Source organism: Enterobacter hormaechei subsp. xiangfangensis (genome assembly GCF_001729785.1).
GTDB classification, from domain to species: domain Bacteria; phylum Pseudomonadota; class Gammaproteobacteria; order Enterobacterales; family Enterobacteriaceae; genus Enterobacter; species Enterobacter hormaechei_C.
This window is the reverse complement of record NZ_CP017183.1, coordinates 1,503,248-1,518,527: the sequence shown is the minus strand read 5'-3', so window position 1 is coordinate 1,518,527 and position 15,280 is coordinate 1,503,248. Positions and strand designations below refer to the sequence as shown.

Here is a 15,280-nt window from a genome sequence, read left to right as displayed (position 1 = left end):
TAAAATGTCCGGCATTTCAGGCGGAATGCCGACATTTATACTCGCCCCCCTTTCCCGTCGCTATTTTGTGCTATGTTTAAGAGTAAACACGGGTTATATTTAACTTTTAACGCATAAATATTGCATAACTATTCTGTCAACGGTACTATCTGCGGCCTCAATTGCTATAGTTTGCCTGGATGAGTAAAGACTGCCCCGATGAGTATTAAACTAAACGGCATTAACTGCTTCTACGGCGCACACCAGGCGCTGTTCGACATTACGCTGAGTTGCCCGGAGGGCGAAACGCTGGTTTTGCTTGGCCCAAGCGGCGCGGGAAAAAGCTCCCTTCTGCGTGTTTTAAATCTGCTTGAAATGCCCCGTTCGGGAACGCTGGCCATCGCCGGTAACCATTTTGACTTCGCGAAAACCCCTTCTGATAAAGCGATTCGTGAACTGCGTCAAAACGTGGGCATGGTTTTCCAGCAATACAATCTCTGGCCGCATCTGACGGTGGTGCAAAACCTGATTGAAGCCCCGTGCCGCGTGCTTGGCTTAAGCAAAGACCAGGCGATGGCGCGCGCTGAAAAGCTGCTGGAACGTCTGCGTCTGAAACCGTACAGCGACCGTTATCCTCTGCATCTCTCTGGTGGTCAGCAACAGCGTGTGGCGATCGCCCGTGCGCTGATGATGGAGCCAGCGGTGCTGCTGTTCGATGAGCCGACCGCGGCGCTGGACCCGGAAATTACTGCCCAGATCGTGAGTATCATTCGTGAGCTGGCGGAAACCAACATTACCCAGGTCATCGTGACCCACGAGGTGGAAGTGGCGCGCAAAACCGCCAGCCGCGTGGTCTATATGGAAAACGGGTATATCGTTGAGCAGGGTGACGCGAGCTGCTTCACTAACCCGCAAACCGATGCCTTCAAAAACTACTTATCACACTGATGTGTTAGGGAAATTATAATGAAAAAAGTATTGATTGCCGCGCTGCTTGCTAGCGTCAGCCTTTCCGCTACCGCAGCCCAGACCATCCGTTTCGCCACTGAAGCGTCCTACCCTCCGTTTGAATCCATTGATGCGAACAACAAGATTGTTGGCTTCGACGTGGACCTGGCAAATGCCCTGTGTAAAGAGATCGACGCGACCTGTACCTTCAGCAACCAGGCGTTCGACAGCCTGATCCCAAGCCTGAAGTTCCGCCGTATCGACGCCGTAATGGCCGGTATGGACATCACACCGGAGCGTGAGAAGCAGGTTCTGTTCACCACCCCTTACTACGACAACTCGGCGCTGTTCATCGGTCAGAAAGGTAAATACGCCTCCGTTGACCTGCTGAAAGGCAAGAAAGTCGGCGTGCAGAACGGCACCACGCACCAGAAATTCATCATGGATAAGCACCCGGAAATCACCACCGTGCCGTATGACAGCTACCAGAATGCGAAACTGGACCTGCAAAACGGTCGTATCGATGCGGTGTTCGGGGATACGGCTGTCGTGACTGAATGGCTGAAAGCGAACGACAAGCTGGCTGCCGTGGGTGACAAGGTGACCGATAAAGACTACTTCGGTACAGGTCTGGGTATTGCCGTACGTCAGGGCAACACCGAGTTGCAGCAGAAATTCAACGCTGCGCTGGAAAAAGTGAAGAAAGACGGCACCTACGAAACCATCTACAAAAAATGGTTCCAGAAGTAATTCCTGATGAATGAAATTTTTCCTTTAGCAAGCGCCGCCGGGATGACCGTCGGCCTTGCCGTTTGTGCACTGATTATCGGCCTCGTACTGGCGATGTTCTTTGCGGTGTGGGAGTCCGTTAAGTGGCGCCCTGTCGCATGGCTCGGTTCAGCGCTGGTGACTGTGCTGCGTGGACTCCCGGAAATTCTGGTGGTCCTGTTTATCTATTTCGGCTCCTCACAGCTGCTGTTAACGCTGTCGGACGGCTTCACGATTAATCTCGGCTTTGCGCAAATCCCGGTGCAGATGCAGATCGAGAACTTCGACGTCAGCCCGTTCCTGTGCGGCGTGATTGCGCTCTCCCTGCTCTATTCAGCCTATGCGTCACAAACGCTGCGCGGCGCGCTGAAAGCGGTGCCACAGGGTCAGTGGGAATCCGGTCAGGCGCTGGGCCTGTCGAAAGCGGCGATCTTCTTCCGCCTGGTGATGCCGCAGATGTGGCGTCATGCCCTGCCAGGGCTGGGTAATCAGTGGCTGGTACTGCTGAAAGATACCGCGCTGGTAAGCCTGATCAGCGTGAACGATTTGATGCTGCAAACCAAAAGTATCGCCACCCGTACGCAGGAGCCGTTTACCTGGTACATCGTCGCGGCGGCAATCTACCTGGTGATCACGTTGCTGAGCCAGTACGTTCTGAAGCGTATTGACCTGCGCGCAACGCGTTTTGAACGGAGACCAGGCTGATGCTGGATTATTTACCCGAACTGATGAAAGGGCTGCACACCAGCCTGACGCTGACCGTCGCGTCTATCATCGTGGCGCTGATCCTGGCGCTGATCTTCACCATCGTCCTGACGCTGAAAACGCCAGTGCTGGTGTGGATTGTACGTGGCTACATTACGCTCTTTACCGGTACGCCGCTGCTGGTGCAAATCTTCCTGATTTACTACGGCCCGGGGCAGTTCCCGTCGTTACAGGAATACCCGGTGATCTGGCACCTGCTCTCTGAACCGTGGCTCTGCGCCCTGATTGCCCTCTCGCTGAACAGCGCCGCCTACACCACGCAGCTGTTCTACGGTGCCATTCGCGCGATCCCGGAAGGCCAGTGGCAGTCCTGCGGAGCGCTGGGCATGAGCAAGAAGGATACGCTGGCGATCCTGCTGCCCTATGCCTTTAAGCGCGCGCTCTCTTCCTATTCCAACGAAGTCGTTCTGGTGTTCAAAAGCACCTCACTGGCCTACACCATCACCCTGATGGAAGTGATGGGCCACGGACAGCTGCTGTACGGACGCACCTACGACGTAATGGTGTTCGGTGCGGCGGGTCTGGTCTATCTGGTGGTCAACGGTCTGCTGACGCTGATGATGCGTCTTATCGAGCGTAAGGCGTTAGCGTTTGAGCGCAGGAATTAACCACCCAAATGCATAAAACGGTATTCATGGAGCGGGTAACCTGATGGGTTATCCGCTTTTTTTTGTGATTAAAATAATACTTAATCATTTTTATTGCATATAAATTCATTAACTGGCATTGTACATCCAGGCCGCAGACACGGCGCATCAATAAGACAGACGGGAGCATTACAATGAAAAAGTTAGTTCTGGCCGCATTACTCGCAACCTTCGCCGCTGGCGCATCCGCCGCCGATAAAATCAATTTTGGCGTTTCTGCCACCTATCCGCCGTTTGAATCGCTGGATGCCAGCAACCAGATCGTCGGTTTCGACATTGACCTGGCGAAAGCGCTGTGCAAACAGATGCAGGCCGACTGCACCTTTACTAACCACGCGTTTGACAGCCTGATCCCGTCCCTGAAATTTAAAAAATACGATGCGGTGATCTCCGGCATGGACATTACGCCAGAGCGCAGCAAGCAGGTCGCGTTCACCGACCCGTACTACGCGAACTCTGCGGTGGTGATTGCGAAGAAAGGAGCTTATAAATCTTTCGACGAGCTGAAAGGCAAGCGCATCGGCATGGAGAACGGCACCACGCACCAGAAATACCTCCAGGACAAGCATCCTGAAGTGAAAACCGTGGCCTACGACAGCTACCAGAATGCCATTATCGACCTGAAAAATGGCCGTATCGATGGCGTATTTGGCGACACCGCAGTCGTGAATGAGTGGCTGAAAACCAACCCGCAGCTGGGTACAGCGACGGAGAAAGTGACCGATCCGCAGTATTTCGGCACTGGCCTCGGTATTGCCGTGCGTCCGGATAACAAGGCTCTGCTTGAGAAACTGAACGGCGCGCTGAAAGCGATCAAAGCTGACGGTACGTACCAGAAAATCAGCGAGCAGTGGTTCCCTCAGTAATCTCTTTTTGCCGGGTGGTCTGGCCTGCGGGGGTGGTCTGTAGGCCGGATAAGCGCAGCGCCACCCGGCAATTTCTCATAGCGGTACAAAGAACCTGAACCGCGCCCCGCTCACGGACTCCATCAGCCTGATCCCACCGCCGTGCAGCTCCAGCATTCTCTTCACGATTAACAGCCCTAATCCCCCACGGTTCTCTCGCGACGCCTGAGGATTTAACGCTGAAGGCCGCTGGAACAAATCGTCGCGCAGCGAGGCATCTACGCCCGTACCATTGTCTGCCACTTCGACCTGAAGTCGTTCATTCTCCTGCCAGACCGCCAGACGAATTTCTCCGCCGCTCGGCGTATGACGGATGGCGTTATCCAGAAGGTTAGTGACCACGCGCTCGATCATCGACACGTCGGCGTTCACCAGCGGCAATCGCCCCGGCACATCAATACGCAGGTTCACCTCGCGCGTGCGGGCGGTAAGCTCAAACTTCTGCGCCACGTCGGAAATCAGTTCAGCCATGGCAAAACGCTCGCGCTGGGGCTTGATGCCGCCGTGCTCAAGACGCGCCAGCTCGAACAGCTGCTGCGACAGATGGCGTACCTTTTGCCCCTGACGCAGCGCGGTAGCGAGGTACTGCTGATGCTCCTGCGGCGACAGCGTGGCGGATTTGAGCGACAGCGTTTCCAGATAACCCAGCAGCGACGTCAGCGGGGTGCGTAAGTCGTGCGAAATGTTGGCGATAAACTCCCGGCGCTGGCGGTCGCTGTCGGCCAGCCGATCCCACTGAGAGGTGATTTTGCGCGCCAGCTCGATAAAGGTATTGCGCAGGATCGCCACTTCATCCTGGCCGGCAGGCTCAAGCGGCTGGGCCGCCAGCTGCTTAATCGCGCTGATGCTGTCCTGCTCCAGCCCGGCCACGTCCAGCGTGAGCTCTTTAACCGGGCGCGTCACCCAGTACCAGAGCAGCACCCCCGCCAGCAGACCAAACAGCGCCACCAGCAGCATCGACCACAGCGCCGTACTCCAGAGCGCTTTGTGCCAGGCCATCTCCGCCAGCGCGTTGGACTCTTCCCCCTGCAAAATAATGTACAGATACCCCTTCAGCTCGCCGTCCTGCCGCAGCGGGGTGGCGCTGAAGACTTTCTTATTCTGGCTTCGGGGATCGTCGCCAAACACCGGCATCACCGTCCCGCTCAGGAAATTCTGTATCGGCGCGAGGTCAATTTTTTGCCGCTGAATGTGCCCCGGCGGGGCGGCATCGGCCAGGATATCGCCATCAGGCGAGACAACATACAGCTCGACGCTCGGATTAAAGGTCATCAGCCGGTCGAACAGCGGTTTTAAGGCGCTGCGATCCACCCTGCCCTGCGAATCCAGAATCGCTTCCCGCTGCACAATCTGCTGCGCCAGCCCGCCGGAGAGCCGCTGCACCATCGCGTTGCCGTACTGCATGCTACTGTAGAGCTGCACCGCACAGGCGACGGTGGCGCAGAGCAGCAGTAACACCGTAAACAGCAGCGTCAGGCGCTGGCTCAGGCTAAAGCGACGCATCATGATTCTGCTCCGCGAATTTGTAGCCTTTGCCCCAGACGGTGCGAACGATCTCCGGCTCGGCGGCATCTTTTTCTATTTTGATGCGCAGGCGGTTAATATGGGTGTTGACGGTGTGTTCGTAGCCTTCGTGCTGATACCCCCACACCTGCTCCAGCAATGCCAGACGTGAAAAGACCTCTCCAGGATGGCGAGCAAAAAAATAGAGCAGTTCAAATTCACGCGGAGTGAGATCGACGTGTTGACCGTTAAGACGCACGGTGCGCGCCAGCGGATCGATAGTCAGACCGTGCGCCTGAATAATGCCGTCCGTCTGCGCCTGGCCCATCGCCTGCTGTCGGCGGAACAGCGCCTTAATGCGGGCAATCAGCTCCTGCACCGAGAAAGGTTTTGCCAGATAATCATCCGCCCCGGTTTCCAGGCCGGTAATACGGTCAGTTTCACTGCTGCGGGCGCTAATGATGATAATGGGCAGGTAACGGGTCATCTGGCGGATACGGCGGCAAATCTCCAGACCATCAACATTCGGCAGCATCAGATCGAGGATCACCGCGTCCCACGGCTGTGTTTCAAGACGCTGTAAGGCGTTGCCCCCGTCGGGCTCGTGGGTAATGGCGTAGCCTTCATCTTCCAGGTTAAGACGCAGGAGTGCCGCGATATCGTGGTCATCTTCTACCAGCAGGATCTGCTTCATGGGTAAGCCTTCAATCATTTGTTATGTCGTAAGCTTACCTGATTTCGAGCGGGGGAAGAGTTCACATTTTGTTGAACATTGTGTGGGGTTTATGCCGGGGGGCGGCTTCGCCTTACCCGGCCTACGCTTTGGTTAACAACGTCAACACTTCATAATGGGCGGTATGGGGGAACATATCGAAAAGCTGAACGCGCGCGATGCGGTAGCCCGACAGGCTGGCGATATCCTTCGCCATGGTCTGCGCGTTACAGCTGGAGTAGACGATGTACTCCGGCGCCATCTGGCTCAGGTAGTCGCAGAGCGCCTGGCCGATGCCCCGGCGCGGCGGGTTCACCAGCACCAGCTCCGGCACGTTGCCCTGCCCGGTCGCGAACTGCGTGGAGTCCAGCGCCTGGAAGTGCAGATTCGTCAGCCCCAGCTCCGCGGCGGACTGCTTCGCGCAGGCAATCGCTTCGGCGGAGATCTCAATGCCGGTGAGCTGCATGTCTGGCGTGGCACAGTGCAGGCCAAAGCCGCCGACGCCGCAGAACAGATCCCACATGTGATGAACCTGTAACGCACGCACCCAGTCGCGCGCGGTGGTGTACAGCGCGCTGGCGACGGTGGGGTTAGTCTGAAAGAAGCTTTGCGGACGGATCCACAGCGGCACGCAGTTAAAACGCTCCTCCAGCGCGTGCTGTTCGGTGAAGAAAATCTCTTTCTCCCCTTCCATGATCGCCATATGCACCGGCTGAATATTTGCGGTGATAACCTTGAGCTGCGGAAGCTGTTGCTGCAATCCCGGAAGTGCCGCGCGCAGCTGCTCCAGTTTGGTTTCCGAACGCAGCACAAAGCGCAGCATCATCCCGCCGTCGATCTGGCTTTCGGTCAGCAGAAGGTATTTCAGCTCGCCGCGCCTGCGGGCAACGTTATAGGGCGTTAACCCCGCCCGGGCGATAAACGGTTTCAGAGCGCTAAACACCGGCTCAAACGAGGCGGGATACAGCGGGCAGTCGGTTAAATCTTCCGGCGTGCCGTCGCGGTGCAGCATCCCCAGCAGCGGCTTTTCAACGCTGCCGCTGACCACCATTTTGGCTTTATTGCGAAAGCCCTGCTCCGGGCCGCTGACGGGTGCGCACCACTCGCCCACCGCGTGTGCTGCCAGCAGCTGTTGCAGGTCGACCATTTTGGCGGTGAGTTGTTGAGAGACCGGCTGTTCTATCCACTGACAGGAGCGGCAGCGTCCGGCGTCGTAGAGTGCGCACTGCATATGAAAACCTTAAGAAACACGAGGGCTGCGATTATACACATTATTGCAGGCGGAAGAACCGCCGACTGGAAGCCGGGAGATAAAGCAGGCAGAGCACCAGCATATCCGGCAGTTTTTGCATCACCAGTGAATGGAAAATCTCACGTCGTGACTCACCGGGTATGCTGAACAGCTCCGGATAGCCATAGCCCAGCGAGGCGGCCCACAGGTAGCTGGCGGCGGTGATCTGCGTCAGCAGATACACCCAGCGCGCCCAGTTGCGGCCTTTCACCAGCGAGAACGCACAGTAGATCTCAATAAACACCAGCATCAGGCTGCTGAGAAACACCAGCGTCAGATTCCACGTCTGCGCGCTGCGGTGAATAAATTCCCCCATTCCGCGCGGACCCAGCGTGTTCATTATCATCAGCACATCCAGGCAGCGGATCATAATAATGGCGAGCGCCGCCACCTGCACCAGTGCAGGGACGTTCGGACGGGCGTGCGAATGACGTGTTTTTTGTAAGAATCCCAATGTTTTTACTTCCCTGAAAAACAGTGCCGCGTCATACGCGGCACATCACTGGAAATAGTAATTCCTTCAGCCGCGTCTTGCACGCTGGATATCGCGCACACGCTGTTTTTCCGCGCGCGCCATCAAATACCAGGCGATAAATCCGACAATTCCGACCACGCCAAGGATGATGGAGGCCAGGGCGTTGATCTCCGGATTCACCCCCATCCGCACGCTGGAGAAGACCAGCATCGGCAGCGTCGTCGCGCCCGGTCCCGACACAAAGCTGGCGATAACCAGATCGTCGAGCGAGAGCGTGAACGCCAGCAGCCAGCCGGAGATCACCGCCGGCATAATCATCGGCAGCGTGATGATGAAAAAGACCTTCAGCGGCGTGGCGCCGAGATCCATCGCCGCCTCTTCAATGGAGCGATCCAGCTCGCGCAGCCGCGAGGAGATGACCACCGCCACATATGCCGTACAGAAGGTGACGTGCGCCAGCCAGATGGTGAGCATCCCGCGATCCGCTGGCCAGCCGATGGCGTGCGCCAGCGCGACAAACAGCAGCAGCAGCGACAGCCCGGTGATCACGTCCGGCATGACCAGCGGGGCGGTGATCATAAACGCAAAACCATTTGCCCCGCGGAAACGGCCAAAGCGCACCATCACCAGCGCGGCAATCGTGCCCAGCACGCAGGCCATCGTCGCCGCCAGCGCCGCAATGGTCAGGCTCAGCCCCACCGCGCTCATCATCGCATCATCGTGGAACAGCTCGCTGTACCAGCGCGTCGACCAGCCCGCCCAGACGGTGACCAGCTTAGAGCTGTTGAACGAGTAGATCACCAGCATCAGCATCGGCGCATAAAGGAAGGTAAAGCCGATAATCAGGATCGCAATTCGCCACGGGGAGCGTACTACCGGTAAGTTGTTCATCCGTGGTCTCCCATCTGTTTCTGCTGATGTTTATGGAACCACATGATCGGCACGATCAGCAGCAGTAACATGACGATCGCCACCGCCGAGGCCACCGGCCAGTCGCGGTTATTGAAGAACTCCTGCCATAGCACGCGGCCAATCATGATGCTGTCCGGGCCGCCGAGCAGTTCCGGGATCACAAACTCCCCGACAGCCGGGATAAACACCAGCATCGATCCGGCGATGATCCCGCCTTTGGTGAGCGGCACAATGACGCTGAAGAAAGTCTTCAACGGGCGTGCGCCGAGATCCAGCGAGGCTTCCACCAGCGAGTAATCAATACGCGTCAGCGCCGTATAGATCGGCAGCACCATAAACGGCAGATAGGCATAGACAATCCCGATATACACCGCAAGGTTGGTATGCAGGATCGTCAGCGGCTGGTCGATCACCCCAAGCCACAGCAGGAAGTTATTCAGTATGCCGTTATTCTTCAGGATCCCCATCCACGCGTACACGCGGATCAGGAACGACGTCCACGACGGTAAAATGACCAACAGCAGTAAAATATTTCGCGTCGACGGCTTGCTGTGCGCCACTGCCCACGCCAGCGGGTAGCCCATCAACAAGCAGCAGATCGTAGAAATAGCCGCAACCTGTAACGACTGCAAATAGGCTTCGAAATAGAGCGGATCGTCGGTCAGTTGCAGGAAATTACCGAGGTTTACGGTCAGCGTCAGCTGCCCGTCGGCCCACTCCCACAGATCGGTATACGGTGGGATCGCCCGCGCCATCTCCGCCAGGCTGATCTTAAAGACGATCAGGAACGGCAGCAGAAACAGCAGGATCAGCCAGATATAGGGCATGGCGATGACCAGCTTGCGGCCATGCGCCATCTGTATGCGCGCCAGCCAGAGCGCGAAACCGCCCGGTTTTTTGACGCGGGCTGGAGGTTCAAGTGTACTCATGACCGCTCCTTATACCGTCAGGACTACGCAACTGTCCGCATCCCAGCAGAGGCTCACTTCGTCGCCCCAGGTTGGCTGTCCCTTGCGATACCGGTGTTCGTTCTGTAACTGGGCGCTGAGCATCTGGCCGCTTTTCAGGCGCACATGGTAAATCGACAGATCGCCGAGATAGGCAATGTGCACCACTTCGCCCACGGCAAAGTTATAGCCATCGGCGGGTGGCTCATCGCATAGCATGATTTTTTCCGGGCGCAGGGCAACGTAAACCGGCACGTTGTCCACCACGGAGTTATCAGAATCAACCTTCAGCGGGTGCACCAGCCCCGGCGATTCAATCACCAGACCGTCGTCCTGGCGTTCCTTCAGCAGCCCTTCGAAGACGTTCACCGAGCCGATGAACTCCGCGCTGTAGCGGGTTGTCGGGTGTTCGTAAATCTCTTCCGGCTCGCCGATCTGCACGAACTTACCGCGATTCATGATCGCAATGCGCCCGGCCATGGTCATCGCCTCTTCCTGGTCGTGAGTCACCATCACGCAGGTCACCCCAACGCGCTCGAGGATATCCACCACTTCCAGCTGCATCCGGTCGCGCAGCTTTTTATCCAGCGCGCCCATCGGCTCGTCGAGCAGTAATAATTTTGGACGCTTCGCCAGACTTCTTGCCAGCGCCACGCGCTGACGCTGGCCGCCGGAAAGCTGATGCGGCTTACGCTTCGCAAACTCCTGCATATGCACCAGGCTCAGCATCTCCGCCACGCGCGCGGCGATTTCGGCTTTCGGCAGTTTGTCCTGCTTCAGGCCGAAGGCGATGTTCTGCTCAACGGTCATGTGCGGGAACAGGGCATAGGACTGGAACATCATGTTGATGGGCCGCTGGTACGGCGGCACGCTGGAGAGGTCTACCCCATCCAGCACGATCTGCCCGGCGGTGGGCTGTTCAAACCCGGCCAGCATGCGCAGCAGGGTCGATTTACCGCAGCCGGATGCGCCGAGCAAAGCAAATATTTCACCTTTGTAGATCGTCAGGCTGACATCGTCCACGGCATGCTGGCCGTCGAAGGATTTGGTGAGGTTTCGAATTTCAAGAAGCGGGGTCAGCGCTTTACGGACTTTCGCCTGCGGGCGGGGGATCGCGTCATTCACGGGGTGCTCTCCGGCATAGATCAACACTGGTGCAAACGCACCGTCAGGGTGCGCATCGCCGGGCGGCGCTAACGCTTGCCCGGCCTACGGTATTTGTCGGCCCGGTAAGCGACGGCGCTACCGGGCAACGATATCAAACGCCGTTACTTACCACTTTTCACCTTGGTCCACGCGCGGGTACGCACACGGTCAATTTTTGGTTCCTGCACTTTCAGGGTGAAGAGCTTGGCAAACACATCGGCTGGCGGGTAGATCGCCGGATTATTGCGGATTTCTTCGCTCACCAGCGGCTCGGAGGCCTTGTTACCATTGGCGTAGTAGACGTGGTCGCTGATGTGAGCAATCACATCCGGACGCATCAGGTAGTTGAGGAACTGATACGCTTCCTCTTTGTTTTTCGCATCAGCCGGCATCGCGAAGACGTCGAAGAACGCCAGCGCCCCCTCCTTCGGAATGAAGTAGGAAACATTCACGCCGTTTTTTGCCTCTTTCGCGCGGTTCGCCGCCTGCCAGACGTCGCCCGCCCAGCCGATGGCCACGCAGATATCCCCGTTCGCCAGGTCGTTGATATACTGAGAGGAGTGGAAGTAGCGAATATTTGGACGCAGCTTCAGTAGCAGGTCGGTCGCCGGACCGGTGTAGTCGTCAGCCTTGCTGCTGTTTGGATCCTTGCCGAGATAGTTAAGCACGGTGGCGAAAATCTCTTCCGGCGCATCGAGGAAAGAGACGCCGCAGCTTTTCAGCTTCTCGAGGTTTTCCGGCTTCAGCACCACGTCCCAGCTGTCCAGCTTGACGTCCGGGCCCAGCGCCGCTTTGACTTTATCCACGTTATAGCCAATACCGGTGGTCGCCCACAGGTAAGGCATCGCGTATTTGTTGTCCGGATCGTGCTTCGCCACCAGCTTCAGCACGTCCGGATCGAGGTTTTTCCAGTTCGGTAATTTGCTCTTGTCCAGCGGCTGGAAGACACCGGCGGTCAGCTGACGCTCCAGGAAGCTTGCCGACGGCACCACCAGGTCGAAACCGGTGCTGCCCGCCATCAGTTTGCCTTCCAGCACTTCGTTGGAATCGAATACGTCGTAGACAACCTTAATGCCGGTCTCTTTTTCAAAATTGGCGACGGTATCCGGCGCAATATAGTCAGACCAGTTATAGACGTGCAGCGTTTTTTGTTCCGCAGCGAGCGTGCCGGCAGAGACGGCCATCAGAGCACCCGCAACCAGACCCGATAACCATTTTTTATTCAAGGCGATCATATTGTTATTCCTTCTGAAAGTTCGTTAACAAACGAACCAAAACTGTGCAGCCTGAAGATATGCAATAATCATGCATAGTTTGTCGCTCTGCCCGAAATAAAATACCCCCCTCATCCCGGCAGGTTCCGCTCGCTTTTTTAAGCACTGCAAGAATAACTGTAGCCCGTGTCTCCGGCTATAGCCCAGACGAAAAAACGCCTTTTATCAATTTTTTATGCAGATTATGTCTACGTGATAAGCCGAAACGGCCGGAGAGGAGGTGAAAAATTCTTTAAAGAAAGGTTAAAAGCAGCAGAAAAAACGGTGTTATGCAGCCGCTCTGGCAGCGACTGCGCAAAAGTCAGACAGGCTTAGTGGAGAAAATTGGGAGATGCATCATTATTCTCGGCGTCATCTTCCGCGCTATACAGCAGGTGATGTGCGTTGGCTTCCATCATTACCATGGAAATTTGCTCTTCGCTCAGGCGCATAAACCAGGCGAACTGCTTGAAGGAGAGCCCCGCGCCGGAGAATAAAGACTGGCAAACCACCAGCTTTGGCAGATTATCATCCTGTATGTCGAGAAACGCTTTCACCGTCAAAGAACTGGCGTTGATCGCTGACAGATCGGATGCCAGCGCCAGCAGCGCGGACGGCTTTACTTCAGCCAGCGCCGAGAACAGGATCACGTCGTTAATCAGATCGATTTTGGCATCAAAAATGCCGTCGAAATTTTGCATGTGAGGCAGATGCAGCGCCTGGCAGGAGTCGCATTCGAAGAAAGTAATACCGGCATCATCGAGCCATTGACGTAACGTATCCAGTGTAGGTACGACCTGTAAATCCATCGCAGTGCAGCCTCTTAAATAAAAACGTTGTCCAGATTACGCAAAAAGTGCGCGCCGATCCATTTAACCGCCCGTTTTCAGGCAAAATCCCGGCGTTGCATGGCATTCAATCCATGCGATCATTTTACCTGCAATATCGACGCCTGTTGTTTTTTCCACCCCTTCCAGCCCCGGCGAGGCGTTAACTTCCATCACCAACGGCCCGCGGTCGGCACGCAGCAGATCGACCCCCGCCACGTCCAGGCCCAGCGTCTGCGCCGCTTTCACCGCAATCTCACGCTCGCGCTCGCTGATAAGGGCCACCCGTGCGATACCGCCGCGGTGAAGGTTAGAGCGAAAATCGCCCTCTTTCGCCTGCCGCTCTATAGCGGCCACCACTTCATTGCCCACCACAAAGCAGCGGATGTCGCACCCTTTAGCCTCTTTAATATACTCCTGCACCAGAATATGGGCATTCAGACCGCGAAACGCATCGATCACGCTTTCCGCCGCCTGACGCGTCTCCGCCAGTACCACTCCAATACCCTGCGTACCTTCCACCAGCTTAATGACCAGCGGCGCACCGCCCACCATATCGATTAAATCGCTGGTGTCGTCCGGGGAGTGGGCAATCCCGGTGACGGGCAGATCGATCCCCTGGCGCGCCAGCAGTTGCAGCGAGCGCAGCTTATCGCGGGCGCGGGAGATCGCCACGGACTCGTTGAGCGGATAACTTCCCAGCATTTCAAACTGACGCAGCGCGGCCGTGCCGTAATAGGTGATCTGGGAGCCAATACGGGGAATTACCGCATCAAAATGCGGGAGTTTGCGGCCTTTGTAATGAATCGACGACGCCGCAGGGTCGATGTTCATATAGCAGGACATCGGATCGAGGATCTCAACCTGATGTCCGCGTTTCGCCGCCGCTTCTCGCAGGCGTTTACATGAATAGAGCGTTCCATCCCGGGACAATATGGCAATTTTCACCCTGCACCTCTCTAAAGACATGGTAAAAGCCTGCCTATCATACACGAGGCGCAGGAGGAATGGACTACCGCGTTGCCCAGCCCTGTTTGTGCAGGTAGTCGAGAATGAACGGGCGGTTCTCCTTGATAATGGTGCGACGAATATGGTCGCTCCAGGTGTCGCGGCGGTTGTTGCTGTCACGCGTCAGATAGTAGTTCGCCAGCTCTTCATCGTATTGATGCAGAACGTCCTGGTCGACCGGCTGGTAGTGGTTTTCATGCACCAGCATCGCAGCAGGAATGCGCGGCTTCAGATCCGGGTTATCCGCCGGCCAGCCGAGGCACAGACCAAACAGCGGCAGCACGTGTTTCGGCAGCTTCAGCAGTTCCGTCACGCTTTCGATGTTGTTACGCAGCCCGCCAATATAGACGCCGCCAAGCCCCAGAGATTCCGCCGCCGTGAACGCGTTTTGCGCCATCAGTGCCGTATCCACAACGCCCAGCAGCAGCTGTTCCGCCAGCCCCAGCTCGGCCTCAGGGCATATTTGCAGGTGACGGTTAAAATCGGCGCAGAACACCCAGAACTCAGCCGCCTGGGCAACGTGCTTTTGTCCGCCCGTCAGTGTTACCAGCTGCTCACGCATCGCCGGATCGGTGATGCGGATAATGGAGCTGCACTGCAAAAAGCTGGAGCTGGAGGTGCCTCTTGCGCTGTCGATGATCGCGTCCCGCTGCGCCTGGGTAATTGGCTCATCGGTGAAATGGCGAATGGAACGGTGGGAACGAAGCAGGTCAATGGTTGGCGTCATTTTGTCTCTCTTTGTGTTGCGTAAAACGTATGGCAGCCAGTATAGGCAATGATCCACCTGATGTAATTGGCGAAACATAGCCTGACTGTATCAAAGTGACAGGTGAAACCTTCTTTCCATGACGGCAGGTTATCGTGCACTATAGGTGCTATTCGCCGTCAGGCTTGTTTTTTGAGGAGAGAGAAATGTTTGCAGTAATTTTTGGTCGTCCAGGATGCCCTTACTGTGTGCGCGCGAAAGAACTGGCAGAGAAACTGACTGAAGAGCGTGATGATTTCAACTTCCGTTATGTGGATATCCACGCGGAAGGCATCACTAAAGCCGATCTGGAAAAAACCGTGGGTAAACCGGTTGAAACCGTGCCGCAGATCTTCCTCGATCAGAAACACATCGGCGGCTGCACCGATTTTGAGGCCTACGCCAAAGAACACCTGGGCCTGTTTGCGGCTCAGTAATGCGAAGACGCC

17 protein-coding genes are annotated in these 15,280 nt (G+C 56.5%); 6 read left to right on the top strand and 11 right to left on the bottom strand.

Annotated features, from left to right (window positions below; genetic code table 11):
* The first annotated feature begins 198 nt into the window (after positions 1–198).
* The 5 genes from artP to artJ all read left to right on the top strand — a co-directional run bounded on the left by artP (position 199) and on the right by artJ (position 3,973).
* The gene (artP, locus tag BFV63_RS07170) at positions 199–927 is read left to right on the top strand and encodes an arginine ABC transporter ATP-binding protein ArtP (RefSeq protein WP_006809439.1); all 729 of its coding nucleotides are present in this window, start codon (positions 199–201) and stop codon (positions 925–927) included.
* Positions 928–945: 18 nt separating this feature from the next.
* Positions 946–1,677: an arginine ABC transporter substrate-binding protein ArtI gene (artI, locus tag BFV63_RS07165; protein ID WP_006174322.1), complete on the top strand. Its 732-nt coding sequence runs from the start codon at positions 946–948 to the stop codon at positions 1,675–1,677.
* Between the two features lie 6 nt (positions 1,678–1,683).
* Positions 1,684–2,400, top strand: coding sequence for an arginine ABC transporter permease ArtQ (gene artQ, locus BFV63_RS07160; protein WP_003858367.1), 717 nt, complete (start codon positions 1,684–1,686; stop codon positions 2,398–2,400).
* A complete protein-coding gene (artM, locus tag BFV63_RS07155; protein ID WP_003858369.1) occupies positions 2,400–3,068 on the top strand; it encodes an arginine ABC transporter permease ArtM in 669 nt (222 codons plus the stop codon). Before artQ ends, artM begins: the two co-directional genes overlap by 1 nt.
* 173 nt (positions 3,069–3,241) lie before the next feature.
* A complete protein-coding gene (gene artJ / locus BFV63_RS07150; protein ID WP_015571008.1) occupies positions 3,242–3,973 on the top strand; it encodes an arginine ABC transporter substrate-binding protein ArtJ in 732 nt (243 codons plus the stop codon).
* A gap of 75 nt (positions 3,974–4,048) precedes the next feature.
* Here artJ and BFV63_RS07145 read toward each other — a convergent pair whose 3' ends face one another.
* The 11 genes from BFV63_RS07145 to nfsA form a co-directional block, all read right to left on the bottom strand.
* Positions 4,049–5,518: a sensor histidine kinase gene (locus BFV63_RS07145; RefSeq protein WP_022650691.1), complete on the bottom strand. Its 1,470-nt coding sequence runs from the start codon at positions 5,516–5,518 to the stop codon at positions 4,049–4,051.
* A complete protein-coding gene (locus BFV63_RS07140; protein ID WP_022650690.1) occupies positions 5,502–6,209 on the bottom strand; it encodes a response regulator transcription factor in 708 nt (235 codons plus the stop codon). The genes BFV63_RS07145 and BFV63_RS07140 overlap by 17 nt, the downstream gene beginning before the upstream one ends.
* 121 nt (positions 6,210–6,330) lie before the next feature.
* Positions 6,331–7,458 (bottom strand): 23S rRNA (uracil(747)-C(5))-methyltransferase RlmC, encoded by a 1,128-nt coding sequence (rlmC, locus tag BFV63_RS07135; RefSeq protein WP_048241093.1) that lies wholly within the window; start codon positions 7,456–7,458, stop codon positions 6,331–6,333.
* A gap of 40 nt (positions 7,459–7,498) precedes the next feature.
* Positions 7,499–7,996, bottom strand: coding sequence for a YbjO family protein (locus BFV63_RS07130; protein ID WP_086598616.1), 498 nt, complete (start codon positions 7,994–7,996; stop codon positions 7,499–7,501).
* A gap of 42 nt (positions 7,997–8,038) precedes the next feature.
* Positions 8,039–8,884 (bottom strand): putrescine ABC transporter permease PotI, encoded by an 846-nt coding sequence (gene potI, locus BFV63_RS07125; protein ID WP_003858378.1) that lies wholly within the window; start codon positions 8,882–8,884, stop codon positions 8,039–8,041.
* Positions 8,881–9,834: a putrescine ABC transporter permease PotH gene (gene potH / locus BFV63_RS07120; RefSeq protein WP_003858381.1), complete on the bottom strand. Its 954-nt coding sequence runs from the start codon at positions 9,832–9,834 to the stop codon at positions 8,881–8,883. Before potH ends, potI begins: the two co-directional genes overlap by 4 nt.
* A gap of 9 nt (positions 9,835–9,843) precedes the next feature.
* Positions 9,844–10,977 carry a putrescine ABC transporter ATP-binding subunit PotG gene (gene potG, locus BFV63_RS07115; protein ID WP_045332571.1) on the bottom strand — a complete coding sequence of 378 codons (1,134 nt, stop codon included), beginning with the start codon at positions 10,975–10,977 and terminating at the stop codon, positions 9,844–9,846.
* Positions 10,978–11,120: 143 nt separating this feature from the next.
* On the bottom strand, positions 11,121–12,233 hold the full coding sequence (gene potF / locus BFV63_RS07110) for a spermidine/putrescine ABC transporter substrate-binding protein PotF (RefSeq protein ID WP_022650689.1): 1,113 nt from the start codon (positions 12,231–12,233) through the stop codon (positions 11,121–11,123).
* A 350-nt stretch (positions 12,234–12,583) separates the two neighbouring features.
* Complete coding sequence (locus BFV63_RS07105) at positions 12,584–13,060, bottom strand: YbjN domain-containing protein (RefSeq protein ID WP_003858385.1); 477 nt, start codon at positions 13,058–13,060, stop codon at positions 12,584–12,586.
* A gap of 63 nt (positions 13,061–13,123) precedes the next feature.
* Positions 13,124–14,026 carry a 30S ribosomal protein S6--L-glutamate ligase gene (gene rimK, locus BFV63_RS07100; RefSeq protein WP_045347178.1) on the bottom strand — a complete coding sequence of 301 codons (903 nt, stop codon included), beginning with the start codon at positions 14,024–14,026 and terminating at the stop codon, positions 13,124–13,126.
* Between the two features lie 64 nt (positions 14,027–14,090).
* On the bottom strand, positions 14,091–14,813 hold the full coding sequence (nfsA, locus tag BFV63_RS07095) for a nitroreductase NfsA (protein WP_003858388.1): 723 nt from the start codon (positions 14,811–14,813) through the stop codon (positions 14,091–14,093).
* Between the two features lie 185 nt (positions 14,814–14,998).
* On the opposite strand from nfsA, the gene BFV63_RS07090 reads away from it, so the two are divergent.
* Positions 14,999–15,268, top strand: a complete 270-nt coding sequence (locus BFV63_RS07090; RefSeq protein ID WP_006809455.1) for a GrxA family glutaredoxin — start codon at positions 14,999–15,001, stop codon at positions 15,266–15,268.
* Positions 15,269–15,280 lie beyond the last annotated feature (12 nt).